Genomic DNA, 26,737 nt, shown 5'->3' on the forward strand with positions numbered 1-26,737 from the left:
GAACCAATATGGTTCCCAAAACTATTATTAGTTACTTGCGCCAGATGTAGCGTCTGTGCCACCACCGTGGCCTCCAGCATCACCTGCATCAGAAGCTCCAGATGTAGCATCTGCATCACCGTGACCATGTCCGCCAGCAGGAGCTGCAGCATTTCCACCAACTAGACGTTGACCAGTTGTATTGAGGTACCAATCAAGCCATGGTTGGAAGTTGAAGACTATTTCATTGATACCAGCGTATGATCCATCAGGATAGTACATAGCTTGATAGTTGTGAGTATTGATAACCCCTGCAGGAGATCCAGGAACGATTGTACGAACATATTCTTGATCACCATTACGCAGTACACCGACAACCCATTCAACATTTTTCATACGTCCACCGGGAAGTGAGTTATGGACAGTTGAGAGACGGTTACCAGATTGAGATGGTACACGTTTAGCAAACATGGTGTTTGGATCTTGGTGAACATTATTGTAGTATAAGAATTGGTTGTTATCATCTGCAAATGTCAATTCAAATGGCATTGCTTTCAAGAACATATCGATTTGGTTAACAGTTAAGATACCATGATCTAGTTTGACATAGGTATCACCTGAAACCGCACCAGTAATTTCAGCAACTTTTTCAACCCATTCTGGATCATCGGGATCAACTTCTGTGATTGTGGTAGCAATTGGTCTGCCACAATCCAAATCTTCTGGTTCAATTGGTTTTGGTTTTTTCAATTTTGAAACAACTCCTACATATTTTACAAAATTATCCAAGCAAGTTTCGAGGAATTTAACTGTTCCTTCATTCGTGATATTGCCCTCTGCGTCAAAAGCTTCTTTGGCTTTACCAAGAAGGAATTCGTTTCCAGGAAGTGTATAGGCATTGACACCTGGAGCGTCAAGAATCTTACGAAGGTGAACTTGGGCACGAGAAGTACCTTGGTCGTAGTAAGAAGCTCCCACAATCATAACTGGTTTGTTTTCAAATGGATGAACTTCGTATGAAAGCCATTCAAGAACAGATTTAAGAGAAGCTGAGATTGTGTGGTTGTGCTCAGGAGTAGCGATAATGACACCATCAGCACGTGTAATTCTGTTATACAAGAGACGCAATTGGAAGCTTTCATCCCATTTTTCGTCTTGGTTAAACATTGGAACTTCATCAATTTCAAGAACTTCTAATTCAAATTTGAGTTTGAAGTGACGACGGATGAATTCCAAGAGTTTACGGTTATATGATTGATCGTAGTTTGATCCTACAAGTCCAACAAATTTCATTCTTTTTGGTCTCCTATCTTACAAATTTTCCCAGTCAAAGTCTTCAGCATCTTTGCGAAGTAATTCTTGTGCGTTGCGCAATTTTTCTGTAATTTTTACAAAGATACGGAAGTCATCAAAAATGGCATCCATTTTTTGAATAACATCAAGATCCACTAAATCTCCATTGTTATTGAAGGCTTGGAGAGAATGAGAAAGTAAGAATTCGTCTGGTAGGACGCTTGCCTTGATTTCTGGTGAGTTCAAGATTTGACGAAGTTGTAATTGGGCACGAGATGAACCAAGTGTCCCGTATGAAGCACCGGTAATCATGATTGGCTTATTCAAAAGTGGATAAACACCGTAAGATAACCAAGCGAGAGCACTCATCAAAACAGCTGGGATAGAGTGGTCATACTCAGGAGTACCGATAATAACGCCATCTGCCTCTTCAATTTTAGCAGCAATTTCCAGAATTTCAGCAGGCACTTGCTTGTCAGCTGGTTTATTGAAGACAGGAATGTCTTTAATTTCAACAAGTTCAATTTCAGCTTTTTCAGCAAAGTGTTTTTGCATGTATTGAAGCAATTGGCGGTTTGTAGAACGTTTTGAATTTGTTCCAACAATAGCAATAAGTTTTAACATGAGATTTCCTTTCTCTTTTTACATAATACGATTTTAAAACTCTATTGAAACATCTATTTCTATAGAGTAGGAATTCCTGAAGAACAGCTTAGGTGACCTTCCTTATCGATGAGGATAGCTTCGATGCCCTCTAAACTTTCGACTTGCCAGAGGATAGAAGCAGGTCTTTCTCCAAAGAGTCGAGTTGTCCAGATTTCTCCATCAACAGATTTATCAGAGATGATAGTTAGACTTGCTAGTTCCGTTTCAACAGGATATCCTGTTTGGCTGTCAAAAATATGATGGTAATCTTTTCCATCGACAGTCAGGTGACGTTCGTAAATGCCTGAAGTCACGACAGATTTATTGACAATAGGGATGGTCATTAAGTGATTTCCCCTCGGATTGGCTGGGTCTTGAATCCCAATTTGCCAAGGCTGATTTCCTCTTGCCTGATTTTTTCCAATGGTCAGGATATTCCCTCCCAGATTAATCAAGGCAGATGTCACTCCCTCTTCTCTAAGAAATTGGGCAACCTTATCCGCACTATAACCCTTGGCTAAACAACCAAGATCAATCTTCATTCCTTTTTGTTTTAAAAACACAGTGGAAGTGGAAGAATCTAACTCGATATAATGAGGATTGATTAAAGGTAGCACCGACTCAATTTCTTGAGGCTGGGCGACCTTGGCATCTGAAAAACCGATACGCCAGGTTTGAATTAAGGGACCAATGCTGATGTTGAGATGACTAGAGGGCGCTAGGCTATGTTCTAATCCAAGTGAAATCAGCTCAAACAGGTTTGGATGAACTTTGACTGGAGTTATTCCAGCTTGATGATTGATTTCCATCAACTCCGATTCTTGGCTATTGGCATTGAAACGGCATTCAAGTTCTTTGAGCAAACCAAAGGATTTTTGGAGCAAGCTATCGGCTCGCTCATCTACTAATGAAATAGTGATAGTAGTCCCCATTAGGCGTTCGGAATGTGAACTAAGAGGCAAGCTACCAACTCCTTTCTCTTATGAAAAGAAGGCTGCAATATAGTAAATTTATATTAAATTTAACCCCTTACATTTTCTTTCCATGATACTAGCATACCATAAAGTCAGCGTTTTCACAAATAAAATTTGTAAACTTGTCAAGAAATATGCTCAGAAAATAAAGAGTAATTGTAAGAAAGGCTGATAAAATACAGATTATTTACATTTTTTTACAAAAAAATCGGGAAAATTAGCTAAACTCTTGTAAACGCTAACAGTAAATGTTATACTAGAAGGGTAAATTTAAAATTAAAGGTAGGAATTTTTCTATGAGTAAAATCGTTGTAGTTGGTGCTAACCACGCTGGTACAGCATGTATTAATACTATGTTGGATAATTTTGGTAATGAGAACGAAATTGTTGTATTCGACCAAAACTCTAACATCTCTTTCCTAGGATGTGGAATGGCCCTTTGGATTGGTGAACAAATTGACGGTGCTGAAGGCTTGTTCTATTCTGATAAAGAAAAATTGGAAGCTAAGGGTGCTAAGGTTTACATGAATTCACCAGTTCTTTCAATCGACTATGATAACAAAGTAGTTACAGCTGAAGTTGAAGGAAAAGAACACAAAGAATCATACGAGAAATTGATTTTTGCTACGGGTTCTACACCAATCTTGCCACCAATCGAAGGTGTTGAAATTGTTAAAGGAAACCGCGAATTTAAAGCAACTCTTGAAAACGTACAATTCGTGAAATTGTACCAAAATGCTGAAGAAGTTATCAATAAACTTGCTGACAAGAGCCAACACCTCGACCGTATCGCCGTTGTTGGTGGTGGTTACATCGGTGTTGAACTTGCTGAAGCCTTTGAGCGTCTTGGAAAAGAAGTTGTCCTTGTTGATATCGTTGATACTGTTTTGAACGGTTACTATGACAGAGACTTCACACAAATGATGGCGAAGAACTTGGAAGATCACAACATTCGCTTGGCTCTTGGTCAAACTGTTAAAGCAATCGAGGGTGACGGTAAAGTTGAACGCTTGATTACTGATAAAGAAACTTTCGATGTGGATATGGTTATCCTTGCAGTTGGTTTCCGTCCAAATACTGCTCTTGCTGATGGTAAGATTGAACTCTTCCGTAACGGTGCTTTCCTTGTAAACAAGAAACAAGAAACTTCACTTCCTGGTGTATTTGCTGTTGGAGACTGTGCGACTGTTTATGACAACGCTCGTAAAGATACAAGCTACATCGCACTTGCTTCAAACGCAGTTCGTACTGGTATTGTTGGTGCTTACAATGCTTGTGGACATGAATTGGAAGGAATCGGTGTTCAAGGTTCAAACGGTATCTCAATCTACGGTCTTCACATGGTTTCAACTGGTTTGACTCTTGAAAAAGCTAAAGCTGCTGGTTACAACGCAACTGAAACAGGCTTTAACGATCTTCAAAAACCAGAATTCATGAAACATGATAACCATGAAGTAGCAATCAAGATTGTCTTTGACAAAGATAGTCGTGAAATTCTTGGTGCACAAATGGTTTCACATGACCCTGCGATTAGTATGGGAATTCACATGTTCTCACTTGCTATTCAAGAGCATGTAACAATTGATAAATTGGCATTGACAGACCTATTCTTCTTGCCACACTTCAACAAACCATACAACTACATCACAATGGCTGCCCTTACAGCTGAAAAATAAAAATGAATGAACTATCTGGCCTTAAGTTAAGGTCAGATAGTTTTTTAGTCAATTTGTACCCATACAATTATCGTTTTTTTATCTTGTGATTCATTCTAATCTGACTTAAAATGAAATGGTAGCTACCAATATAAATGATGAGGATACAAAAAATGACTGAAAATCGTTATGAATTAAATAAAAACTTAGCACAAATGCTTAAAGGTGGGGTTATCATGGACGTTCAGAATCCTGAACAGGCCCGTATTGCAGAAGCTGCTGGTGCGGCAGCTGTTATGGCCTTGGAACGGATTCCAGCTGATATTCGTGCAGCTGGTGGTGTTTCCCGTATGAGCGATCCAAAGATGATTAAGGAAATTCAAGAAGCGGTTAGCATTCCAGTAATGGCCAAGGTCAGAATCGGGCATTTTGTTGAAGCTCAGATTTTAGAGGCTATTGAGATTGACTATATCGATGAGAGTGAAGTTTTATCTCCAGCTGACGACCGTTTCCATGTGGACAAGAAAGAATTCCAAGTTCCTTTTGTCTGTGGAGCTAAGGACTTGGGTGAAGCCTTGCGTCGTATCGCTGAAGGTGCTTCTATGATTCGTACAAAAGGAGAACCGGGGACAGGGGATATCGTCCAAGCTGTTCGTCATATGCGTATGATGAATCAGGAAATTCGTCGCATTCAAAACTTACGAGAGGACGAACTTTATGTTGCTGCCAAGGACTTGCAAGTTCCTGTAGAATTGGTTCAATATGTCCATGAGTATGGGAAATTGCCAGTTGTAAACTTTGCGGCTGGAGGCGTTGCAACGCCAGCAGATGCTGCGCTGATGATGCAATTAGGGGCAGAGGGCGTCTTTGTCGGTTCAGGTATTTTTAAGTCAGGCGATCCTGTTAAACGGGCCAGTGCCATTGTTAAGGCTGTGACTAACTTCCGTAATCCTCAAATTCTAGCTCAAATCTCTGAAGATCTAGGAGAAGCTATGGTTGGTATTAATGAAAATGAAATTCAAATTCTCATGGCAGAGCGAGGAAAATAGATGAAAATCGGAATATTGGCCTTGCAAGGTGCCTTTGCAGAACATGCAAAAGTACTAGCTCAATTAGGTGTCGAGAGTGTTGAAATCAGAAATTTAGAGGATTTTCAGCAAAATCAGAGTGACTTGTCGGGTTTGATATTACCTGGAGGAGAGTCTACAACCATGGGCAAGCTCTTACGAGACCAAAACATGCTGATTCCCATTCGAGAAGCCATACTTTCTGAACTTCCCGTTTTTGGTACTTGCGCAGGCTTGATTCTCTTAGCTAAAGAAATTTCTTCTCAGGAAGAGTGTCATCTTGGAACTATGGATATGGTGGTCGAGCGCAATGCCTATGGGCGCCAATTAGGAAGTTTCTATACGGAAGCAGAATGTAAGGGAGTTGGTCAGATTCCAATGACCTTTATTCGTGGTCCAATTATCAGTAGTGTTGGAGAAGATGTAGAAATTCTAGCAACAGTGGACAATCAAATCGTTGCAGCTCAAGAAAAAAATATGTTGGTGACCTCTTTTCATCCAGAATTGACTGATGATGTGCGCTTGCACCAGTACTTTATCAATATGTGTAAAGAAAAAAGATAGTAAAAAAGCGCAAAAAATCACTTCCTGCGCTATACTGTAATTGAAATTTTTTTAGTTTTTGCGTTAGAACTGTTTCCTCAGTCCTAGCGCCTTTTCTTTTTGATAAGTATGATTGGTGGAGAGTATAGTAGATTGAAATAAGATGTGAACACATCTATTAGGAAAGTCAAATTAATTTCTAGAAATGTTTTAGCAGTCATGGTGTACTATTCTAGACTCAATATGCTATAGTTTGTAAACGATTCTGAGAATCTTATGAGAACAAGCAATGACGGCTTTCATCTTGCTTCCTCTTTGGGAAATTCGATTGTAAAACTCTAAGCAGACAGAGCCTACTTAGAGTTTTACATATGCTACTATCTTCGTTACAGCTAACTTAAATTCTCATTTATTAAGTATACCTAAGTTTTATGTTTAAATTTTATATAGAATAGTTGTATCACTTAACAAAGCTATGTTTACGCTTTCAATCAAGTCTCATTTATGATACTATTATGGTAATAGAAAAAATTCTTAGTTCGCTAAAGACCTTTATTCGAGATCCAGAGGAAATAGAAATTTTATCTATTAAAAATACGTTTCATAAGTTACTTACTTGATATTAATAGAATTCCAATATTGTATAATTAAATCAAAGATGACACTGGAATCAGGAGGATTTATTATGGTTAACAATGTAGCTGTTAAAGTCTCAAACCTTTCAAAAGAATTTTTGTTAGGGCAAGACAAAACTGTCTCTATTTTGAAAGATATTTCCTTATCTGTCAATTATGGGGAATTTGTATCAATACTTGGTGTCAGTGGTTCTGGAAAGTCTACTTTGCTAAGTTGCTTATCAAGTTTATCTGAACCAACAAGTGGCGAAGTTGTTATCAATGGTGTAAATCCATATACCTTAAAAGAAGGGAAGCTTGCTAAATTTAGAAGGCAAGATATTGCAATAATTTTTCAAAACTATAATCTGGTACCCGCTCTACCTGTACTAGAAAATGTTACACTTCCTCTGAGACTCTCAGGAAAGAGTGTTGATAGCAATAAAGTAAGAAAAATGTTGGATAGTTTGAATTTTAAAGCAGAACTATCATCATTAGTTGCTACCTTATCAGGTGGAGAACAGCAAAAAGTGGCAATTACTCGTGCAATAATAGCTGATAGTAAAATTATTTTTGCTGATGAGCCAACAGGAGCTCTGGACAGCGTCTCAAGAAAACTTATTTTTGAAACACTTCGTAATTTAGCTAGTCAAGGGAAATGTGTTTTTATGGTTACTCATGATATTGAGTTGGCTTCAAAAACTGACAGAGCACTCATTTTAAAAGACGGAAAAATATCTCGACAAATTATTAAACCTTCAGCTGATGAGCTCTACCAAGCACTTGAAAGTAGTAAAGATTAATTTGAGGAGGATTTATTATGCTAAAATTAATCATTTACCAATTTCAGTACTCAAAAAGACAATGGTTAGGAACAATACCATTACTATTTGTATCTAGCCTGATTGTTGGAACATCTTTATTTGGTATTGCTAGTTCAATAAAGACTGCTAATATTAACGCTTCACAACTTTTTCAAATGCTAATAATTTTTGGCGGGACCACTCTATTTTTCCTTATTTCAAATAATATAAGACTGCTAATAGATATCTTTAAAAAGGATTACCAATTATGGGCTATCTTAGGCGCAAGCAGAACTCAGCTATCTTTATTAGTATCTGGACAGTTTTATTTAATGGCAGTGATTGTTAGTAGTATTGGTACAATACTTTCATTTATCATGGCAGATAGTTACTACAAATTTTTACAAAATTTATTAGGAAGAGATGAGTTACCTGATTTAGTTATTACAGCCAACATTCAATCAATTTTATTGAGTATTTTTATAGTCCCAACAATTGTTGGGATAGGAGCTTACTTTTATTCAAGTCGAATACTTAAAATATCATCAATATTAAAACCAAAAAAGAAAAAAAGAAAAGTTACAGTAACTGGATTTGTTAACATCTCTGTTCGTTTATTCCTATGGTTACTATGTATAGGTTCTATTGTTTCAGCAGGTTTTATCAGAAACAAAGAAATAATTGAAAAACAGTCAAGCATAATATTATTTTTATTAATTATTCACATCCTTATTATTCAATCACTATCTCCATCAATTCAAATGTTTCTAATAAAATTTTTAATGAGGATATTTCCAACTGAAAATTATGTAATTAATACAGACTTTTGGAATCTACTATCCAATCCTAGTTATTTGAAAAGTATACAAACTTCAATGAGCATGGGAGTAACTCTCATTTCTGGGTTTATTCTTTACACCCAAAATATGTATTCATTCATGAATACAGCAAACGGTGTACTCGAAGCAAGAGCTTCCTTTATTGCTTATATGTCTGCACCAATTATTCTGATTATTACTAGTTCTATCTCTCTTACAATTTTATCTTCTAATAAAGATATTGAAGACATTAAACAGTTAAAGACACTGGGAGTGTCAAGATCACAACTTTTTAAAATACGTATAGGCGAGGCAATAATACATTCGGTGTTAATTTTATTAGTATCAGTAATTTTCAATTTAATTATTTTAATTTTAGTTAGCTTTATTGGCCAACTTTTAGGCCAAAGTGTAGTAGATATATCGGGTTTTTGGCAACCGAGTCTTATAGTTATTTCTTTGTTAGTTATTTTTTATAGTATTACAAAAGGATTTTATTTATTTCAAGATAGATAAATTGGAATAGTTACTGATTCAAAAAGAACACACTTATTGACATTGAAACCAAAGCAATACTAAAACTAAAAGGCAAGGATAAAAAACCTTGTCTTTTTTTACATGTAATAAACAATGGCGATGTATTGGAGGGCAGATGCTGCTAGGATAAAGAGATGCCAAATCATGTGGAAATAAGGTTTTTTCTTGGCGTAAAATCCAGCTCCAACTGTATAACAAAGTCCTCCAGTTACCATGAGACTCCAGAAAATGGGCGTTGTTTGACTGATAATGGCAGGAATGATAGCTAGAACCAACCAGCCCATAATCAGGTAAAGAGCAAGGCTAAATTTCTCATTGACTTTTTTAGCAAAGATTTTATAGAGAATACCAAAGATGGTTGTTCCCCACTGGACGGCAATAATCAGATAGCCAAACCAGTTATTCATTAAGGTTAAGACGACGGGCGTGTATGAGCCAGCAATGGCAACATAAATCATAGAATGGTCGATGATTCGCAAGACATATTTGTGGGTTGAACCATAGGCCATAGAGTGGTAAATGGTGGATGAGAGGAACATGAGAAAGAGACTAATAACAAAAATGGAAACGCCGATAGATGATAAAAATCCGTGTGTCTCATAACTATAGGTTGATGAAATAGGCAGTAAGATGAGCATGATAACTGCACCTACGGCATGGGTCACGCTATTAGCAATCTCCTCTCCAAAACTAAGTTGTTTGCTGAGTTTAAGACTAGTGTTCATTGGATTACCTCCTCTTGAGTATGATGGATTAAGGCTAGGGTTTGATGATAGAGTTTAACGGTTTGGCAGCTGGTTTGGATAATGGGGTTAGCTGGGTCAATTCCTTGGTTCATGTAGTCCACAAAAGCATCGTAGAGTTGGTCTGAACTTGCTTGAGTTTGGAGAGTATTAAGTGTCTGAGCTATTTCTTGAATAGAAAATACAGACTTGAGGGTTGTGATAGCAATCAAACGGGCAATCTGTTGGCGTTGGTATTTTTTCTTGTCAGGCTTTGTCAGGTAACCATGTTTCACATAATTGTTGATCATAGATGCTGTCAGGCCCTTGTCTTTATCAGGAGAGATAGGGGCGCAGACCTGATTGACATAGAGTAAAACCTGGTCCAGATAGAGGTCAATGTTTGGAATTTCTGCCCATTTGGGGTAGGAAAAGGTAGTTTTCATTTTCAACTCCTTTTTATCTAGTTTTAATAACTAGATTATAAAACAATAAAAACAGAAAGTCAAATTTTAACTGCTTGTAGAAAGACTTAAATTATGCTATGATGGGAGAAACTAGTCAGAAATGAGGAGAAAAGATGGAGATTCGTTTAGCTTTTCCAAATGAAGTAGATGCCATCATGCAAGTGATGGAGGATGCTAAAAAATGTTTAGCGGGTGCTGGTAGTGACCAGTGGCAAAATGGTTATCCAAATGCTGATATTATTATTGAGGATATTATCTCAGGTCAAGCCTACGTAGCCTTGGAAGATGGAGAACTACTAGCTTATGCAGCTGTGACCAAGAGTCCAGAGGCAGCCTATGAAGCCATTTATGAGGGAAACTGGCAAGCTGGGGAGTCAGAGTACCTAGTCTTTCACCGTATTGCTGTGGCAGCAGATGTCCAGGGACAGGGAGTTGCTCAAACCTTTTTAGAGGGCTTGATTGAAGGTTTTGACTATCTTGATTTTCGTTCAGATACGCATGCTGAAAACAAAGCTATGCAGCATATCTTTGAAAAACTCGGATTTAAACAGGTTGGTAAGGTTCCAGTTGATGGAGAACGCTTGGCCTATCAAAAATTGAAGAAATAATGCAAAAGAAGTACGTAAAAATGCTCTACTTTTCGCCAATAGGAACCTTGTCTTTGGTTGCCGACGAGCAATATCTGTATGGCGTTTGGGTGCAGGAGCAGAAGCATTTTGAGAGGGGACTAGGAGATGAGACGATAGAAGCAGTTGTTAGTCATCCCATTTTAGACTCAGTTATTGCTTGCTTAGATGCTTACTTTAGAGGCAAGTCTAAGGATTTATCCGACTTGCCCTTGGCTCCAATCGGAACGGATTTTGAAAAGCGAGTTTGGTTCTATTTACAGAGAATTCCTTATGGTCAGACAGTGACCTATGGACAAATAGCCCAAGACCTGCAAGTGGATTCTGCTCAAGCAATTGGCGGAGCGGTAGGACGCAATCCTTGGTCTATCCTAGTAACTTGTCATCGGGTGCTGGGAGCAGGCAAGCGTCTGACAGGTTATGCTGCAGGAGTGGAAAAGAAAGCTTGGCTCTTGGAGCATGAAGGCGCAGATTTTAAAGATATAAAATAGAAAGTGAAAGACATGTTAGAATTTATCGAATACCCAAAATGTTCAACTTGTAAAAAAGCAAAACAAGAATTAAACCAACTCGGTGTGGACTACAAAGCCGTTCATATCGTCGAAGAAACACCTAGCCAAGAAGTCATTTTAAACTGGCTAGAAACCTCGGGTTTTGAGTTGAAGCAATTTTTCAACACCAGTGGAATCAAATACCGTGAATTGGGGCTGAAAGATAAGGTAGGAAGTCTGTCAAACCAAGAAGCAGCTGAGTTGCTAGCAAGCGACGGAATGTTGTTAAAACGCCCCATTTTAGTAGAAAATGGAACTGTTAAGCAAATCGGTTATCGAAAACCTTATGAAGAATTGGGATTGAAATAGTTTTTACTTATCTCTTTGATAGATAAAATATATAACCTCCCTGTTTCAAAGTATGATAAACTAGTAGGTAGATAAAGTCTGTATCTGACCGTAGCAAATAATTTCATTGACGGCAGAAGTATGGTAGAATGAATCATTATCAGGAGAGGATGTTTTTATGAATGTTACAACGATTTTAGCATCAGATTGGTACCAAAACTTGATGCAATTGATTCCGGATGGCAAACTTTTTAGCTTGCGTTCGGTCTTTGATGGAATTCCAAGAATTGTCCAACAACTTCCAACAACGATTATGTTGACAATTGGTGGTGCCCTTTTTGGCTTGGTTTTGGCGCTTCTTTTTGCCATTGTGAAAATCAATCGTGTCAAAATTTTATATCCCTTGCAGGCCTTCTTTGTTAGTTTCTTAAAAGGGACACCGATTTTGGTGCAACTCATGTTGACCTACTACGGAATCCCTTTGGCTTTGAAAGCTCTCAATCAGCAATGGGGAACTGGTCTCAATATCAATGCGATTCCAGCTGTTGCTTTTGCGATTGTCGCCTTTGCTTTCAATGAAGCAGCTTATGCGAGTGAAACCATTCGTGCAGCCATTCTCTCAGTCAATCCTGGTGAGATTGAGGCGGCACGCAGTCTGGGGATGACCCGAGCACAAGTTTATCGTCGCGTGATTATTCCAAATGCAGCCGTTGTGGCGACTCCAACTTTAATCAATTCCCTAATCGGCTTGACCAAAGGGACTTCTCTAGCCTTCAGTGCGGGTGTTGTGGAAGTCTTTGCCCAAGCTCAGATTCTAGGCGGAGCTGATTACCGCTATTTTGAACGCTTTATTTCCGTTGCCCTTGTTTATTGGGTAGTCAATATCGGAATTGAAAGCCTCGGTCGTTTCATCGAGAGAAAAATGGCTATTTCTGCACCCGATACAGTGCAAACAGATGTGAAAGGAGACCTTCGTTAATGATTAAGATTTCGAATTTAAGCAAATCCTTTTCAGGACAGATTGTCTTGGATCATCTGAACTTGGATATTCAAAAAGGGGAAGTTGTAGCCTTGATTGGTTCTTCAGGAGCTGGAAAATCAACTTTCCTTCGCAGTCTCAATTATCTTGAAACACCTGACAGTGGCTCTATTCAGATTGATGATTTCTCAGTTGATTTTTCTAAGATTACTCAAGAAGAAATCCTTGCCTTACGCCGTAAGCTGTCCATGGTTTTCCAACAGTTTAATTTGTTTGAACGCCGAACAGCACTTGATAATGTGAAAGAAGGCTTGGTTGTTGTCAAGAAATTATCCGACCAAGAAGCGACTAAGATTGCCAAGGAAGAGTTGGCTAAGGTTGGGCTTTCTGACCGTGAAAACCATTACCCTCGCCATTTATCAGGTGGACAGAAGCAACGGGTTGCCTTGGCGCGTGCTCTTGCTATGAAACCAGATGTCTTGCTCTTAGACGAACCAACTTCAGCCCTTGACCCAGAATTGGTTGGTGAAGTAGAAAAGTCTATTGCAGATGCTGCTAAGTCAGGTCAGACTATGATTTTGGTCAGTCATGACATGTCCTTTGTAGCCCAAGTTGCTGATAAGATTCTTTTCCTAGATAAGGGGAAAATCATTGAGTCTGGAACGCCGGATGAGATTATCCACCATCCTAAAGAAGAACGGACAAAAGAATTCTTCGCTAGTTACAAACGGACTTATATTTGATATAATAGATAAAGGAAAACTCAGTTAGCTGGACTAGCTGAGTTTACTCTTTAAAAAAGATAGAAATGAGAGAAATCATGCTACTGCAACTATTTTCTTTATATTTCGAGAGTTTGATCTTGACCACCATCCTCGTCCTGATTTTTTTAGGGATTTGGATTGGACTGAGAGCCATGTCGGGAGTTGATAAGACAGCCAAGGCTCGCCAAGCCCATCTCTATGATATGATTATGATTGGTGTCTTGGTTGTTCCAGTATTATCCTTTGCGGTTATGAGTTTAATTCTTGTTTTCAAGGCATAATCCTTGCATGATTGACAAGAAAGAGTTAGAATAAAGATAGTTACAACAAGAAAGAAGGAATCTATATGTACGATACTATTATTATCGGTGCTGGACCTGCAGGGATGACTGCAGCCTTGTATGCTGCTCGAAGCAATCTAAAAGTAGCCTTGATTGAAGGTGGTCTGCCAGGTGGTCAGATGAATAATACATCTGATATTGAAAATTACCCTGGATACGCTAATATTAGTGGGCCAGAATTGGCAGAAAAGATGTTTGAACCGCTTGAAAATCTTGGTGTTGAGCACATTTATGGTTATGTTGAAAATGTCCAAGACCATGGTGATTTTAAAGCAGTGATGACCGATGACCAAACATATGAAACACGTACAGTTATCGTAGCAACTGGTTCTAAACACCGTCCTTTGGGAGTACCTGGAGAAGAAGAACTGAACAGTCGTGGTGTTTCTTACTGTGCTGTGTGTGATGGTGCTTTCTTCCGTGACCAAGATTTGTTGGTAGTCGGTGGTGGAGATTCAGCTGTTGAAGAAACCCTCTTCTTGACTCGTTTTGCTAAGACTGTGACCATTGTTCACCGTCGTGACCAACTTCGTGCTCAAAAGGTTTTACAAGACCGCGCCTTTGCGAATGAGAAAATCAGCTTTATCTGGGATTCTGTAGTCAAGGAAATCAAAGGTGAAAACCGAGTAGAATCTGTCGTCTTTGAAAATGTGAAAACAGGTCAAGTGACAGAACAAGCCTTCGGTGGCGTCTTTATCTATGTTGGCTTGGACCCTCTTAGCGATTTTGTTAAAGAATTGAATATCCAAGATAAGGCAGGCTGGATTGTGACAGATAACCACATGAAAACTGCAGTTGACGGTATTTTTGCAGTTGGAGATGTTCGCTTGAAAGACCTTCGCCAAGTAACAACAGCAGTTGGAGATGGGGCCATCGCCGGTCAAGAAGCTTACAAGTTTATCACCGAACATAGTTAATACACTTCGAAAATCTCTTCAAACCACGTCAGCTTCGCTTTGCCGTAGGTATGGGTACTGACTTCATCAGTTCTATCCACAATCAAAACAGTGTTTTGAGCTGACTTCGTCAGTCTTATCTACAACCTCAAAGCAGTGCTTTGAGCTGTCTACAGCTAGCTTCCTAGTTTGCTCTTTGATTTTCATTGAGTATAATCATAAAAAAGTTTCCAATCAGATGACTGGAAACTTTTTTATAGTCTATTTCGAAAAACTTCGTACATGAGAATGGCTGCAGCAACACTGGCATTGAGGCTTTGAACATGCCCATTCATAGGTATGGTAATCATCTCATCAACCTGTTTTTTGATGTTGCTAGAGATGCCTTTTCCTTCATTTCCGATGATGAGGGCAATTTTCCCTTTTGTATTCCACTTGTGGCAAGGAGTACCGTTCATATCCGTTCCAAAGGTCCAGAAGCCTTCATCCTTAAGTTTATCTAAGGTTTGACTGAGATTGGTCACTCGGGCGATTGGAACATGCTCAATAGCACCTGTGGCCGTTTTGGCAACGACAGGAGTAACTCCGACAGCACGGTGCTTGGGAATGATGACACCTGAAACATTGGTCGCATCGGCTGTTCTCAAGATTGAACCCAAATTATGGGGATCAGTTAACCCGTCCAGAATCAATAGCAAAGGATTTTCTTCTTGACGCGTTTTTGCAAGGATATGCTCTAGCTCGCTATAGGCAAATTCAGATACTCGTAGAACAAAACCTTGGTGGACAGCGCCTTCAGTCATCTCAGAGAGGGATTTTTTTGAAGTCCAAGAAATGGACACCTTCTTTTCTGTAGCCAGTTCCTTGACTTTCTCAACGTTCTTACCTCGGAGATCTTCTTGGAGGTAGAGTTTGTTGCCAGTATTTGCAAGGAGGGCTTCGGTAACGGCGTGGACGCCATAGACAATATCATTTGTTTTCATGCCTCTATTATAACACACTTCGCTCAGCAGTCCTATTCTTATATAGAGCGATCTACAACTCGCTCTTTTAAATACTTAAATATCACCAATAAATCGGTAATGTATTTCCAGTTTAATTTGCCTATTCTTGCCTCTACCAATCGGTTGGTGGATAATAATTTTATCAATCAATTCGTTGATAATTTTCGGTGTCAATTTCTCAAGTTGAGTATATTTTCGAATGGTTGTCATAAATTTTTCAATGTTGTGGGCAGGTTTCATTTTCACCCCAAGAGTTTCGGTTGCGGTTTGGACTTTTTCCTTTAACTCGGCTTGTTCCGCCTCATAGTTGTCGCACAATTTTTTGAAACGGTCGTCCGCAATCTCACCCAACAGTTGCTTTTCGTAGAGTCGCTGGATGATAGTATCCAACTCCACCATTCGCTGTTCGTTTTTAGTCAGCTGTTTTTGCAGTTCGTTGAACTTCTTGGTTTCTTTGATTTCAAACTTGTCCTTCAAGCGTTGTAATAAATCTGCTTCGTTAATCTGAAACGAGTTTATCAGTTCTTGAAGCTCGTTTAAAATTAGGTCTTCCAATACTTCTTTACGAAAATAGTGACCGCCCGAACAAGTATCGCCAGCTCGCCTAAAATGGTGACATTTATAATGTTCGAGGTTCACGCCATCTTTTTCTTGTGGGCAAAAACTTAATTTATGCTCGTTTTCGCAATAAAGCAAGCCTGCAAACAAATTTTCGTGCCCTGTTTTGTTTTTCCAGTTCTGCCTTTGAATGACTCGCTTGTGTCCCATCATTTTTCTTGCAATTTCAAAATCTTCCTTCGAAATAATCGCTTCGTGGCTATCTAGGAAAATTAGCCAATCTTCACGAGGTCGTATGCGACAATTCCGCTGTTTGTATGAAATTTTTGCGGTTTTCAAGTTAATGGTTGAGCCGATATACTCCTCTTTTTCCAATATTTGCCAAATCATCTGAGTTTTCCAATAACAAGGGTCGCTCTCTAAAATCCGATAGTTCGCAACACCCAGATTTATTTTGTAGCGAGCAGGAGTGAGGATTTTGTCACGCCTTAAACCTTGAGCTATCTCGGTTGGCGTTCTGCCTGAAATATACTCCGAAAATATCCGTTTAACGATTTCTGAAGCATATTCATCTACCAACCATTCCTTACGCTTTTCTGGATTATTAAGGTATCCATAAGGAGTAATCCAGCCGATTTTTTCACCATTTTTGGCTTTGGTATGTTTCGAAAGCTTAATTTTCTCGCTACACTGCATACTATACCAGTTGTTAAACAGGGAAACTAGCGGTGTGAGATAGGCATCTTGGCTGGATTTCTTGTTGCTATCTATATTTTCTTGTAGGGAAATGAAGCGAATGTTTTTCGAAGGGAAAACCACCTCCAAAAGATTTCCTGAAAGCAGGTAATCTCTTGAAACACGGCTCAAATCCTTTACCACAAAATTCGAAACTTGGTTGTTTTTAACCAATGCCAGAGCTTGTTGGAAAGCTGGACGCTGGGCGTTTGAACCTGAGTAGCCATCATCGTAAAATACAATTGGGTTACTCAAATTCTCTCGCTCCGCCAGTTTGCTTAAAATCAAGCGTTGGTTGGAAATTGAGTTAGATTCACCTTCGTTTGCGTCTTCTGCGGAAAGCCTACAATACAAAATGCTAATCTCGCTCAAACCTTCAAACTCAACCTCCGTCCAATCTGGAATCTGCTTTGTTAATGTGCTGTTTGTCATCGTGTCTCCTTTCAATACACTCTAACCCATGGACAGGATACCTCGAAAGGGCGAAGAAGTCCAGCGGTTTATGGGTTGTAAGCGATTTTTTAGGTAATTTATGGTAGAATGAAGTTAATAAAATTTGGAGGTAGCTATACTGTGGAATTTGATGTAATTTCTTTATTATCCTCGCCTGTTGTTAGTGTTTCTGGAGGAACACTGTCTGCGGTTGCTACAACATTTCTCACAGATTATTACTATAAGGATAAGTTACAAGTAAAACAACTTATAAATGACTTAGTAAAAAGTAAATTTGAAAATCCAAATTTGCCATTTTCTGCTGTAGAAGTTGTTAAATGTAGAAATATTTTAAGGATTGCAGAGATTGCAGATAGATTACATTCAACTCACTCTGTAGAAGAGTGCGAATTTTCTTTGGAATGGTTCTATCGATTTTTTGAGGCTGCCTCAATGGTTAGTGATGAAGATATGCAAGCAATTTGGGCAAAAATTCTGAGGAGTGAATCAGACTCCAGTGGAGATTTTTTCCTTTAGGTTGATAGAAACTTTAAAATTTATGAACAAATATGAGGCTGAACTTTTCTTAAAAGTAGCTCGATTAAGCATTCAAGATTTTAGTGGTGGTTTATATATTTATGCAATTGAAAATGAAGCAATAATGGAACTATATGAGCGTTTTGGAATAAGTGAAAGTGATTTACTTATTCTGGAAGAATGTGGCCTTATAAAAATGGCACTTCTTGCAACTCATGAGATGGACTTAAGCGTAGAAAGTCCGCACGGTTTTTATAACGAGCATGCCTATATTAATTTTCAGATGAATGAAGAAAAAGAAATTTCTATGTTTGAGTTTACGAGTTATGCTTTTACCAGAATAGGACAACAGCTGTATTGGTTAATTGAAGAAAAGACGAATAAAGAGTTCCTACTTGCTCTTGCAAGAGAATTAAAGAAACAAGTTGAAGGTAAAATTAACATTTCAGCACACGAAATTCATTTTAATGACGATGATTCTATTACTTACAATAAAGATATGGATTTGTTAAAAAAGAGTCCTAAAAACAGGACTCTAAGGCTTACTCGATACCGTTAAATCGTTTTATTTCTTGGTTGATTTTCTCGATATCCTCATAGCTCCTGCTTTTTGCAATTTTCACCATCGTTCCTTCTGGAAGTTTGATAATTCCGATATTGCTGAGAGAAATTAGAGCTTTTGCTTCTTCTCCAACTCTTTCTTTCCATCTTTTTCGCTTTTTTGCTAATTTTTCGCTAATTTTAATTTTTACAAAACTCATTTTATATTCCTCCTCAAAAAGAAAAAACGAAATAGAACAATTACAATCCACAGGTCTGTAAAGTTCTACTTCGTTTTTAAGTATGCTTGAATTATACTATAAAATAAATGTTTTGTCAATGCGTAGAACAATTCTTTATTTTTCCTGCAAAATCAGCTTTTCCAGCAGCTCTTTCAAACTTTTCGAACTGCCAAACTTTCGGCTAATCCTAAATGTCGCACGCCCAATTTTGACAATTCGTTCTTTTTCGTTACTCATCTGTTCGTCCTCCAATCCATGAACTAAATTCCTCCAGCGTTACTACCTGAAACATTGGGTGAAAGTTGTTTAGCTCGCTTTCTATTTTCTTCGAAATCGCTTCTTTTCGTTTATCGTGTGGTACAATCCATATAACCAGTGGAAACACACCGTCTTGCTCTCGCTGCTCGATGCCTGTTTGGTAGTAGGTGATGTATTTTTTACACTGGTTAGCCACTCGGTTGAGGCTTTCTGTCGCCATATCGATTTCTAGAAAATAACTATCCTCGTATATCCCCAAAACCAGCCCGGCAAAAGCATCGGGCTTGAGAAAAATCTTCTTGCCCGAAAAGGTGGCGTAGGTGCGGTGGCAGGTGGGTTCAAAATCGAACCGTTCCAGCTGGATTTTGCCAGCTTCTTCTAACAGTTTCAGAAAAACATACGCTTGTGTCACCGCCAGCGTGTGTTCCAAGTGGTGGGCGGTGGGTTCATACTTATTTTTAAAGCGTTGTGGACGGTGTAATGCTTTCATCCCTTTTATAGTGATGTGCCAAACGAAACTGCCTGAACCTGCTCGCACACCACCGATTCGCCGTTCGAGGTGATTGATGAGTTGGCGATTTTTGATCTGGTTTAAAAGCAAGTTAGCTCTTCGGAAAGCAGTTCGCGAATGCTGGCTATCCTGAAAATAGAGGGCAACAATCTGCTTGGTGGTCGCATAACGGCACTGGGCGAGTAGGGTTAAAATCTTTCGTTCTTTTTCCGTTAGTTCAATTTTCTCCATTTTGTCCTCCTCGCTTCTTCCGTCCTAAGTTTTCTGGCGGCGTTTCATCTTTCTTGTTTTGAAGTGGGATATTTTCGAAATTGGCTAAATCGTCGCCGTAGCGTTCCAAACTTTCGGCATAAAGTTTATCAATTGGCTGAGCATTTTTCGAAAGAGGCAGACTTCGCCCTGATACCCACTTGAAGTGGTTGTAAAAAATCGGCATTTGGACATAAAAGTGAAAAGGTGCAAGAGTCATAAAATCTTCGAAAGTGAGCTCTGGAGCTTGGCTGGCGAGTTCCTTAGCTTCGTGGTGTTCCAGCGTGAAAATGATTTTACTGCGACAATTACTCAAAATGCTGGTACGGAGAGTTGGTGGCAGTTGCGTCAGGTGCTGGCTGGCGAGAATGTAGCCCACTTTCATCGAACGAGACACCGCGAGGGCATCCTCCAAATCCACAGGGAGCTTAAGGAATTGCCCCAGCTCATCAATGTAAATGGGGAGGAAAGGGCGATTTTCAGGGGCGAGACGGGCTTGGTGTAGGGTTAGCTGGTAGATGTAGTTGGTAATAAGCGAGCCTATAAATTTAGCGTTTGTCATCCCAATCTGCCCTCGGTTAAGGTTCACCAGCACCACCTTTTTACTCGTGAACATCTCAATCAAATTAAACTTTTTTGAAGTGGAGGCAAGCATAGCTCGCAGTTCTTTTCGCAATAATAGCTGACGAACTTTGTTCAGAACGGGCGAGATTAATACCTCACGGTTTGATTCGCTTAGCTGGTTGTAGCCCTGCCAAAAATCCAAGAGAAAGGGGTCGGAAATCTGCGAAAGTATCTGATGGCGAAAGGCAAGGTTGGTTAAAAATTGAGGCAGTTGGGTAAGATTGGAATTTTCAACTTGCGACAGGACGGTTAAGGCGTGGCTGAGCACATCAACCGTGCGAATACCCCAGTTGTCTCTGAAAAGTTCTTGAAAAAGATTAAGCAACATATCTGCCACCAGCTCAGGCGAGGTGTAACGAGTCAGGTCAAAGGGGTTTAGACCGATAATTTTGTTGCTGGAGCTGGGGTCGATGATAACCAAATCAGCTCGCCGTTCTTTTGGGAAATGAGCCAACACTTCTCGCACCAAGTCGCCTTTTGGGTCAATTAACAGCGTGCTTCTACCTGCCTGAATATCTGTTAAAATGAACTGGGCGAGTAGGGTAGATTTACCGACACCCGTTCCGCCTAAAACTAATAAATGTTGAGTAGCGTCTCGAGGTAAAATCTGGAGTGGTTCGTTTTTGAGGCTTTCACCAAATTTTCGAACAGGCACATCTGGCACTTTATATCCCAAAGGCAGGCGGAGAATTTTGGGGTGAATATTAGCAATTCCAGCCAGCTCGCCTTCGCCAATAGGGGCAAGCCAAAAACTGGCAAGCTCCTGCGAAGAAAGGGTGAGTGGAAAAGACCACGGAATTTGAACTTTATTCACTTTCTCGCTGGAAATTGGGTTGAGAAAAAGTTCGACACCGCTGGATTCTAACATTCGAAAGACTCCTAAAACGGTATAGTATAGCTCATTCTTACGAAAATGGCTATCACCTCGCACGCCAATCCGTACATCTGCTTGAAACTGGGCGTGGCGGAGTTTTTCCCGAATTAACTTATCGGCGTCTTTGGAAAGTTTTGGAATATTACCCGAAATCCATTGCCACCAAGTGGCGTTGAGGTGCGATAAATCCCGAGCCAGCGGTTTTGGCGAACGAGACTTGCCCACCACAACCTGCACGCAGATTTCCTCCAATGGTTTGAGGTGATGGCACAGTGCTAAAAAGGAACGAGTGAAATTTTCAACGCCATCTGTTTTGAGACTAAAATGGTTGCGTTTGATAGCTACACGCCACGCTTTTTCAAATGTTTTTCGCTCTTTAGGGCGAAGTTTCGAAAACTGAATATCATTGGAAACCTGCAACATTTTATGTAAATAGGACGTGTCCAATGGGCTACCGAGAAGCAAATATCGCACCTCGTTTTTCGTTAAACGAATCTCCAAAACGAAGGGCTGGCGTCTGGTGTAGCCTGAGAGTCGCACCATCAAATCCAGTATGTCTTGGAACTCCACGGGGCGAGTGTAATCCATCTCGAATGCTTCAAAATTTGTTGGGTGTTTCATCGGTTCACCTCCAATCTCTTTTGTTTTTCCAGTAGCGAAAGGCAAGCATTCCGCCACCAAGTAATACGGCAAGCAGGCTTAAGGGTAGGGCAATTTCGATTAGCCAGTGAACCGCCCGATTGACCAAATAAGCCAGCAGAACGAAAAACAAGGTGTAGCCAACTATTTTTCGCACACTTCATCATCTGCCTTTCTGTAGTCAATGGGATTTTTAGAATATTTAGGAACGGGATAGTGAGAGATAATAATGTCGCTCTCAACTTCATTACCCCATATAGCCCACTTTTTATTAGAAGACACAGGTCGCCTTGCAAAGAGCTCCAAATAATCTGGTTCAGAACAGCGTTCGATGATAGCAAAGAGTTCCTCGGGCTTATGGCTATGGTCTTGTTTGGGGAAGAAGCCCCAATTCATTTGACCTTTAAACTTGATAGGAGCTTTTCCACGAGTAGCGAAAATGACATGCTCGGTGGAATTTCGCAGATAAGTTACCAAGCCCAGAGTTGGTTTAACCCAAGTAAAAATGCTTTTTGGCTCAAAGCCCCACGCCCGAATAATATCGTAAGATTCTTCTATATAAGAGTTGGAAGTCCAAAACCAGAGATGGGCGTTATCTGCAGCAATGTCCTTGATGGGCATATTGCGGATTTCCTCGTGGCTCATCAGGTTGTAGTGCTTGCAGGCTCCGTAGCTACCTGTTTGGTTCTTCATATAGGGAACATCAGCGAGGATGGTTTTGAATTTCTTTGGTTGAGTTGGTTGTGTCATTTTAAAATCCTTTCTGTTTGTGACGCTCCGAGCATACCAGAAACCGCTAGCAAAAGGGAGCATAAGCAGTTTATAGATTAGGAACGATGAGAATGGTGCTATATCTGTTAAGGTGCTATCATATTGCTGTTTTGTTCGGTGATGTAAAAATTACTTCACTTTCGAAGTTCTTTGAGTAGTTCCGCCTGAGCTGAAAGGAATGCCTCGTTGACGGCTTGCCTTTTTTCGAGAAATTGAGCTAGTTCAATTTCTTCTTCAGTGTAAACAGGAGGAAGATTTTTGTTTTTCTCTTTGACAGGTTGTTTTTTAGATTGAGAATCAAGATATACCAACAAGGCAATAACGCCAGCCACAAAGCCAAGAGAAACGGCAAAAATTATGGGCAAGATAAGTTCATTCATAGGGAACCTCCTATCTTATCTGCTGGGAGGCGACCAAAGCAAAAGTCTTGATGATGAAATCTGTGCGTTCCTTGGCATGGGGAGTTTTTGCCAGAATATCTGCCTCGAGCTTCGAAAGGTCGCCTACTTTGTTAAGAATGTCTGCCGTCAGAAGCTGATTCTTTTGAAGCACCGCCATCTCCTTAGAAAGTGATTTGGCAACTTCAAGCTGAAATAGATTCGCCAGTTTTGGTGTAGTGTCAGTTTGGTTTTGAGTATTTGATGGGAACATTGTTTTTCTCCTTTATTTTTAATGGAATGCATGTTGATCTTATTCGCCGATAGGCAAGTCCTCCTTTCCTACCACACCTGAGCTCTGGTGTGGTATAATGTTGTTAGCTCACTGATGGTTTAAGTATATCACCGACTGATTGTCCTGTCGTTGTGAGAAAAGATCCTAGAGTTGTGGTTACAAGTTGGAGGAGGAAAAATTACAACAAAATTGCCCCAGTTTTGCGACTGGGGTGTTTGTTTTGCTTTGAAAAATTTAGTTGTTACATTCAAGTTTGATGTTCAAAACCTCAACCTTTTCTTCCTGCAATTTGCAATTCCAAATGACAAATTCGTCCAAATCTTCCGTTCTGCAACAAGCAGTATAATATTCTTCAGCACGCTCCGGATTAAGAAAACGGCAAGTGTAAACCCGAAAATCTTCGTCCGTGATGGGGAGTTGCACTTCGAAAACGGGGCTTAAAAGCACATCACCCACCGTGTAATCGTGCAATTCTTCAAAAGTTGTAAGGTGAACTGTTTCAATTTGGGGGAGTTTGGGCTCAGCTTCGAAATTTTGACTGTTTTCGTGGATTTGGTTGAATTTTTTCTTATTCCTCCGTTAAAATTTCTCTGCTCAAAACAGTTAATTCTTCTTTCCGAAGTTGGCTCATTAGGCGAGAAAATTTCTCATCTGGAGCAACATTCATCTGGTGATATAATTCTTGCACGAGAGCTAGATTATTGAACTGCAGACAGTAGCAGAGCGTCTGGTTGGGGTTTGGGTGGTAGAAAACCTCAAAATTTGGCTGAATCATATCGCCCCAGTAGTAGTCAAAATTTTCGAAGGCTTTTAGTTTTGCTTTGTTGCTAATTTAAAGCTCGGTGGGTACTGGAGCTTCTTGCGACAGTTTGCCCAACTCGTAACTCACCCGAAGCATTTTTTGAAGCGTCCAGACCGAAATATCGTGAAAATCTTGGCTGTCTGAATTTTGGCATTCCAGCGTAGGGATTCTGCTGCTTTATTGGTGTGTCCATCATAACTCTCCATAGAGGAAGAGTCAAGCACTTTTTCACGAAAACCCCAACGATTTGAAATCGCTGGGGTTAAGGGCTAGAGTTGGTTAGTTGTTGGACTGCTGGGTGAGGTGTGGACATTCTATGGTATCCGTTTCATGAGACAAACCATCAAGGACATTGAGGTCAATACCATCTATCGCTAGTTTCTGGGTTTGAGTTTAAACGATAAGATTTCTTATTTTACAACTTATGACAAGAATTACAGCCGTCGTTTTCAATATAAGGAAGTAATCGAGGAAATTTTTAATCACGTCTTATCTATTGTATGGGGCAAAGTTTGATTGATCAAACTGAGATTTTCATTGATGGAATTCATATCAAAGCCGCAGCCAATAACCACAAATATACTCACAAAGTCCCAGACAAACAAGCTAAGTTTATGAGTGACAACTGAGAGTTGAGATTGACTTGAATTGGAAAAAACACCGCTTGGGCTCTCAAAAAAACGAGGCTGAACCGAAAAATAAAAGTCAAGTGGAAGTTACTTTGAGAAATTACCATTATTTTTCTATCTCTATTAGAATGATTTCTAATGTAGAAGTATAATAGATTTTTTGGTATAATAAAAGTTATGGAAATCGAAAAAACCAATCGTATGAATGCGCTCTTTGAATTTTATGCAGCGCTGTTGACAGATAAGCAAATGAATTATATCGAGCTCTACTATGCTGATGATTACAGCCTTGCTGAGATTGCTGAAGAGTTCGGTGTCAGTCGTCAGGCTGTTTACGACAATATCAAGCGGACAGAAAAGATTCTGGAAGATTATGAGATGAAATTGCACATGTACTCGGACTACATTGTCCGCAGTCAGATTTTTGACCAGATTTTGGAGCGCTATCCCAAGGATGATTTTCTGCAGGAGCAGATAGAAATTTTAACAAGCATTGATAATAGAGAATAAGAGGAAGAAACATGGCATTTGAAAGTTTAACAGAACGTTTGCAGAACGTCTTTAAAAATCTACGTAAAAAAGGAAAAATCTCAGAGGCTGATGTCCAAGAGGCAACTAAAGAGATTCGCTTGGCCTTACTTGAAGCGGACGTTGCCTTGCCTGTTGTAAAGGACTTTATCAAAAAAGTTCGTGAGCGTGCAGTCGGACACGAAGTCATTGATACCCTTAATCCAGCGCAACAGATTATTAAAATCGTTGATGAGGAACTGACAGCTGTTTTAGGTTCTGATACGGCAGAAATTATCAAGTCACCTAAGATTCCGACGATTATCATGATGGTCGGTTTGCAAGGGGCTGGTAAAACAACCTTTGCAGGTAAATTGGCTAACAAACTCAAGAAGGAAGAAAATGCCCGTCCTTTGATGATTGCAGCGGATATTTATCGTCCTGCTGCCATTGATCAGCTTAAGACCTTGGGGCAACAGATTGATGTGCCTGTTTTCGCTCTTGGAACAGCGGTTCCAGCTGTTGAGATTGTACGTCAAGGTTTGGAACAAGCCCAAGCCAATCACAACGACTATGTCTTGATTGATACGGCAGGGCGCTTGCAGATTGATGAGCTTTTGATGAATGAGCTTCGTGACGTGAAAGCACTGGCTCAACCAAATGAAATTCTGCTCGTTGTTGATGCCATGATTGGTCAGGAAGCGGCCAATGTTGCGCGTGAGTTTAATGCTCAGTTGGAAGTGACTGGGGTTATCCTTACTAAGATTGATGGGGATACTCGTGGTGGTGCGGCTCTATCTGTTCGTCACATCACAGGAAAACCAATCAAGTTCACTGGTACAGGTGAAAAGATTACGGACATTGAAACCTTCCATCCAGACCGTATGTCTAGCCGTATCCTTGGCATGGGGGATATGCTCACTTTGATTGAGAAAGCTTCTCAGGAATACGATGAGCAAAAAGCCCTTGAAATGGCTGAAAAGATGCGTGAAAACACCTTCGATTTCAATGATTTCATCGATCAGTTGGATCAGGTGCAAAACATGGGACCGATGGAAGACTTGCTCAAGATGATTCCAGGTATGGCCAACAATCCAGCCCTTCAAAATATGAAGGTGGATGAGCGCCAGATTGCGCGCAAACGTGCCATTGTGTCTTCTATGACGCCTGAAGAGCGTGAAAATCCAGATTTGTTAAATCCAAGCCGTCGCCGTCGTATCGCTGCAGGTTCTGGAAATACCTTTGTCGAAGTCAATAAATTCATCAAAGACTTTAACCAAGCTAAACAGCTCATGCAGGGTGTTATGTCTGGCGATATGAACAAGATGATGAAGCAAATGGGTATCAATCCAAATAACCTTCCTAAAAATATGCCAAATATGGGAGGAATGGATATGTCTGCCCTTGAAGGCATGATGGGACAAGGTGGTATGCCTGACTTGTCAGCTCTCGGAGGAGCAGGAATGCCAGATATGAGCCAGATGTTTGGTGGCGGACTCAAAGGTAAAATCGGTGAATTTGCCATGAAACAGTCTATGAAACGCATGGCGAATAAAATGAAAAAAGCGAAGAAGAAACGTAAGTAAAAAAG

The 26,737-nt window shown here is 39.9% G+C and carries 32 protein-coding genes and 1 pseudogene; 18 read left to right on the forward strand and 15 right to left on the reverse strand.

Translation table 11 applies throughout. From position 1 onward, the window contains the following. Nucleotides 1–27: 27 nt before the first annotated feature. From QM409_RS06870 to QM409_RS06880, 3 genes are read right to left on the reverse strand one after another with little or no spacing between them, the layout of a single operon-like run. Entirely contained in the window at nt 28–1,272 is a 1,245-nt protein-coding gene (locus tag QM409_RS06870) for an NAD(P)H-dependent oxidoreductase (RefSeq protein ID WP_261125988.1), read from the reverse strand. Between the two features lie 18 nt (nt 1,273–1,290). After that, the gene (locus tag QM409_RS06875; RefSeq protein WP_084923420.1) at nt 1,291–1,896 is read right to left on the reverse strand and encodes an NADPH-dependent FMN reductase; all 606 of its coding nucleotides are present in this window, start codon (nt 1,894–1,896) and stop codon (nt 1,291–1,293) included. Nucleotides 1,897–1,955: 59 nt separating this feature from the next. Next, complete coding sequence (locus tag QM409_RS06880) at nt 1,956–2,879, reverse strand: FAD:protein FMN transferase (RefSeq protein ID WP_060627945.1); 924 nt, start codon at nt 2,877–2,879, stop codon at nt 1,956–1,958. A 308-nt stretch (nt 2,880–3,187) separates the two neighbouring features. On the opposite strand from QM409_RS06880, the gene nox reads away from it, so the two are divergent. The 5 genes from nox (at nt 3,188) to QM409_RS06905 (ending at nt 8,907) form a co-directional block, all read left to right on the forward strand. After that, nucleotides 3,188–4,567: a H2O-forming NADH oxidase gene (gene nox / locus QM409_RS06885; protein WP_049500112.1), complete on the forward strand. Its 1,380-nt coding sequence runs from the start codon at nt 3,188–3,190 to the stop codon at nt 4,565–4,567. A 152-nt stretch (nt 4,568–4,719) separates the two neighbouring features. Continuing rightward, entirely contained in the window at nt 4,720–5,595 is an 876-nt protein-coding gene (gene pdxS / locus QM409_RS06890; RefSeq protein ID WP_084886814.1) for a pyridoxal 5'-phosphate synthase lyase subunit PdxS, read from the forward strand. Continuing rightward, entirely contained in the window at nt 5,596–6,177 is a 582-nt protein-coding gene (gene pdxT / locus QM409_RS06895; protein ID WP_153209438.1) for a pyridoxal 5'-phosphate synthase glutaminase subunit PdxT, read from the forward strand. A 664-nt stretch (nt 6,178–6,841) separates the two neighbouring features. Continuing rightward, nucleotides 6,842–7,573 carry an ABC transporter ATP-binding protein gene (locus QM409_RS06900; RefSeq protein WP_000247937.1) on the forward strand — a complete coding sequence of 244 codons (732 nt, stop codon included), beginning with the start codon at nt 6,842–6,844 and terminating at the stop codon, nt 7,571–7,573. A gap of 17 nt (nt 7,574–7,590) precedes the next feature. Continuing rightward, a complete protein-coding gene (locus QM409_RS06905; RefSeq protein ID WP_000915989.1) occupies nt 7,591–8,907 on the forward strand; it encodes a beta-carotene 15,15'-monooxygenase in 1,317 nt (438 codons plus the stop codon). Nucleotides 8,908–9,005: 98 nt separating this feature from the next. On the opposite strand, the gene trhA is transcribed toward QM409_RS06905, so the two are convergent. Together trhA and QM409_RS06915 are read right to left on the reverse strand one after the other, a co-directional pair. Then, entirely contained in the window at nt 9,006–9,653 is a 648-nt protein-coding gene (gene trhA / locus QM409_RS06910) for a PAQR family membrane homeostasis protein TrhA (protein WP_001098002.1), read from the reverse strand. Next, nucleotides 9,650–10,096 (reverse strand): DUF1836 domain-containing protein, encoded by a 447-nt coding sequence (locus QM409_RS06915; protein WP_084924188.1) that lies wholly within the window; start codon nt 10,094–10,096, stop codon nt 9,650–9,652. The genes trhA and QM409_RS06915 overlap by 4 nt, the downstream gene beginning before the upstream one ends. A 134-nt stretch (nt 10,097–10,230) precedes the next feature. Between QM409_RS06915 and QM409_RS06920 the strand changes: the two genes are divergently transcribed. The 7 genes from QM409_RS06920 (at nt 10,231) to trxB (ending at nt 14,583) form a co-directional block, all read left to right on the forward strand. After that, nucleotides 10,231–10,725: a GNAT family N-acetyltransferase gene (locus QM409_RS06920; protein WP_084924190.1), complete on the forward strand. Its 495-nt coding sequence runs from the start codon at nt 10,231–10,233 to the stop codon at nt 10,723–10,725. Beyond that, nucleotides 10,725–11,234, forward strand: coding sequence for a methylated-DNA--[protein]-cysteine S-methyltransferase (locus QM409_RS06925; protein WP_414305403.1), 510 nt, complete (start codon nt 10,725–10,727; stop codon nt 11,232–11,234). The genes QM409_RS06920 and QM409_RS06925 overlap by 1 nt, the downstream gene beginning before the upstream one ends. A gap of 12 nt (nt 11,235–11,246) precedes the next feature. Continuing rightward, nucleotides 11,247–11,603, forward strand: coding sequence for an arsenate reductase family protein (locus QM409_RS06930; protein WP_000889092.1), 357 nt, complete (start codon nt 11,247–11,249; stop codon nt 11,601–11,603). 157 nt (nt 11,604–11,760) lie between these two features. Next, nucleotides 11,761–12,561 carry an amino acid ABC transporter permease gene (locus QM409_RS06935; RefSeq protein ID WP_137995977.1) on the forward strand — a complete coding sequence of 267 codons (801 nt, stop codon included), beginning with the start codon at nt 11,761–11,763 and terminating at the stop codon, nt 12,559–12,561. Continuing rightward, on the forward strand, nt 12,561–13,304 hold the full coding sequence (locus tag QM409_RS06940; RefSeq protein WP_414305404.1) for an amino acid ABC transporter ATP-binding protein: 744 nt from the start codon (nt 12,561–12,563) through the stop codon (nt 13,302–13,304). Before QM409_RS06935 ends, QM409_RS06940 begins: the two co-directional genes overlap by 1 nt. Before the next feature lie 77 nt (nt 13,305–13,381). After that, entirely contained in the window at nt 13,382–13,606 is a 225-nt protein-coding gene (locus QM409_RS06945; protein WP_000926599.1) for a DUF4059 family protein, read from the forward strand. Between the two features lie 65 nt (nt 13,607–13,671). Next, entirely contained in the window at nt 13,672–14,583 is a 912-nt protein-coding gene (gene trxB / locus QM409_RS06950) for a thioredoxin-disulfide reductase (RefSeq protein ID WP_414305405.1), read from the forward strand. Nucleotides 14,584–14,816: 233 nt separating this feature from the next. On the opposite strand, the gene rlmB is transcribed toward trxB, so the two are convergent. Beyond that, nucleotides 14,817–15,545, reverse strand: coding sequence for a 23S rRNA (guanosine(2251)-2'-O)-methyltransferase RlmB (rlmB, locus tag QM409_RS06955; protein WP_000855758.1), 729 nt, complete (start codon nt 15,543–15,545; stop codon nt 14,817–14,819). Between the two features lie 75 nt (nt 15,546–15,620). Further along, complete coding sequence (locus QM409_RS06960) at nt 15,621–17,291, reverse strand: recombinase family protein (RefSeq protein ID WP_414305406.1); 1,671 nt, start codon at nt 17,289–17,291, stop codon at nt 15,621–15,623. A 141-nt stretch (nt 17,292–17,432) separates the two neighbouring features. Here QM409_RS06960 and QM409_RS06965 point away from each other — a divergent pair, with 141 nt between their 5' ends. Both QM409_RS06965 and QM409_RS06970 read left to right on the forward strand, forming a co-directional pair. Then, nucleotides 17,433–17,828 (forward strand): DUF2806 domain-containing protein, encoded by a 396-nt coding sequence (locus QM409_RS06965; RefSeq protein WP_414305407.1) that lies wholly within the window; start codon nt 17,433–17,435, stop codon nt 17,826–17,828. 22 nt (nt 17,829–17,850) lie between these two features. Beyond that, nucleotides 17,851–18,387, forward strand: coding sequence for a DUF2806 domain-containing protein (locus QM409_RS06970; protein WP_414310495.1), 537 nt, complete (start codon nt 17,851–17,853; stop codon nt 18,385–18,387). Here QM409_RS06970 and QM409_RS06975 read toward each other — a convergent pair. The 7 genes from QM409_RS06975 to QM409_RS07005 form a co-directional block, all read right to left on the reverse strand. Next, nucleotides 18,371–18,589, reverse strand: a complete 219-nt coding sequence (locus QM409_RS06975; protein ID WP_414305409.1) for a hypothetical protein — start codon at nt 18,587–18,589, stop codon at nt 18,371–18,373. The genes QM409_RS06970 and QM409_RS06975 overlap by 17 nt on opposite strands. A 135-nt stretch (nt 18,590–18,724) precedes the next feature. Continuing rightward, nucleotides 18,725–18,847, reverse strand: coding sequence for a hypothetical protein (locus tag QM409_RS06980; RefSeq protein WP_414305410.1), 123 nt, complete (start codon nt 18,845–18,847; stop codon nt 18,725–18,727). Further along, nucleotides 18,840–19,610 carry a replication-relaxation family protein gene (locus QM409_RS06985; protein WP_414305411.1) on the reverse strand — a complete coding sequence of 257 codons (771 nt, stop codon included), beginning with the start codon at nt 19,608–19,610 and terminating at the stop codon, nt 18,840–18,842. The genes QM409_RS06980 and QM409_RS06985 overlap by 8 nt, the downstream gene beginning before the upstream one ends. Continuing rightward, on the reverse strand, nt 19,597–21,747 hold the full coding sequence (locus QM409_RS06990) for a type IV secretory system conjugative DNA transfer family protein (RefSeq protein WP_414305412.1): 2,151 nt from the start codon (nt 21,745–21,747) through the stop codon (nt 19,597–19,599). The genes QM409_RS06985 and QM409_RS06990 overlap by 14 nt, the downstream gene beginning before the upstream one ends. Before the next feature lie 162 nt (nt 21,748–21,909). Further along, a complete protein-coding gene (locus QM409_RS06995; protein ID WP_414305413.1) occupies nt 21,910–22,515 on the reverse strand; it encodes an MT-A70 family methyltransferase in 606 nt (201 codons plus the stop codon). A 155-nt stretch (nt 22,516–22,670) separates the two neighbouring features. After that, on the reverse strand, nt 22,671–22,916 hold the full coding sequence (locus QM409_RS07000; protein ID WP_285306332.1) for a hypothetical protein: 246 nt from the start codon (nt 22,914–22,916) through the stop codon (nt 22,671–22,673). Between the two features lie 10 nt (nt 22,917–22,926). Further along, nucleotides 22,927–23,187, reverse strand: coding sequence for a hypothetical protein (locus QM409_RS07005; RefSeq protein WP_414305414.1), 261 nt, complete (start codon nt 23,185–23,187; stop codon nt 22,927–22,929). A gap of 171 nt (nt 23,188–23,358) precedes the next feature. Between QM409_RS07005 and QM409_RS07010 the strand changes: the two genes are divergently transcribed. Beyond that, complete coding sequence (locus QM409_RS07010; protein ID WP_414305415.1) at nt 23,359–23,649, forward strand: hypothetical protein; 291 nt, start codon at nt 23,359–23,361, stop codon at nt 23,647–23,649. Nucleotides 23,650–24,040: 391 nt separating this feature from the next. Here the strand turns inward: QM409_RS07010 and QM409_RS07015 are convergent, their stop codons facing one another. Next, nucleotides 24,041–24,178, reverse strand: a complete 138-nt coding sequence (locus QM409_RS07015; protein WP_414305426.1) for a DUF6900 domain-containing protein — start codon at nt 24,176–24,178, stop codon at nt 24,041–24,043. A 147-nt stretch (nt 24,179–24,325) separates the two neighbouring features. Between QM409_RS07015 and QM409_RS07020 the strand changes: the two are divergent. From QM409_RS07020 to ffh, 3 genes and pseudogenes are all read left to right on the forward strand, one after another. After that, a pseudogene (locus QM409_RS07020) lies at nt 24,326–24,633 on the forward strand (transposase); the annotation flags it as partial. Nucleotides 24,634–24,816: 183 nt separating this feature from the next. After that, complete coding sequence (locus QM409_RS07025) at nt 24,817–25,149, forward strand: putative DNA-binding protein (RefSeq protein WP_000402066.1); 333 nt, start codon at nt 24,817–24,819, stop codon at nt 25,147–25,149. Nucleotides 25,150–25,160: 11 nt separating this feature from the next. Next, a complete protein-coding gene (ffh, locus tag QM409_RS07030; RefSeq protein WP_414305416.1) occupies nt 25,161–26,732 on the forward strand; it encodes a signal recognition particle protein in 1,572 nt (523 codons plus the stop codon). The last annotated feature ends 5 nt before the right edge of the window (nt 26,733–26,737 follow it).

It is taken from the genome of Streptococcus mitis (assembly GCF_047465045.1).
Taxonomy (GTDB): Bacteria; Bacillota; Bacilli; order Lactobacillales; family Streptococcaceae; genus Streptococcus; species Streptococcus mitis_DT.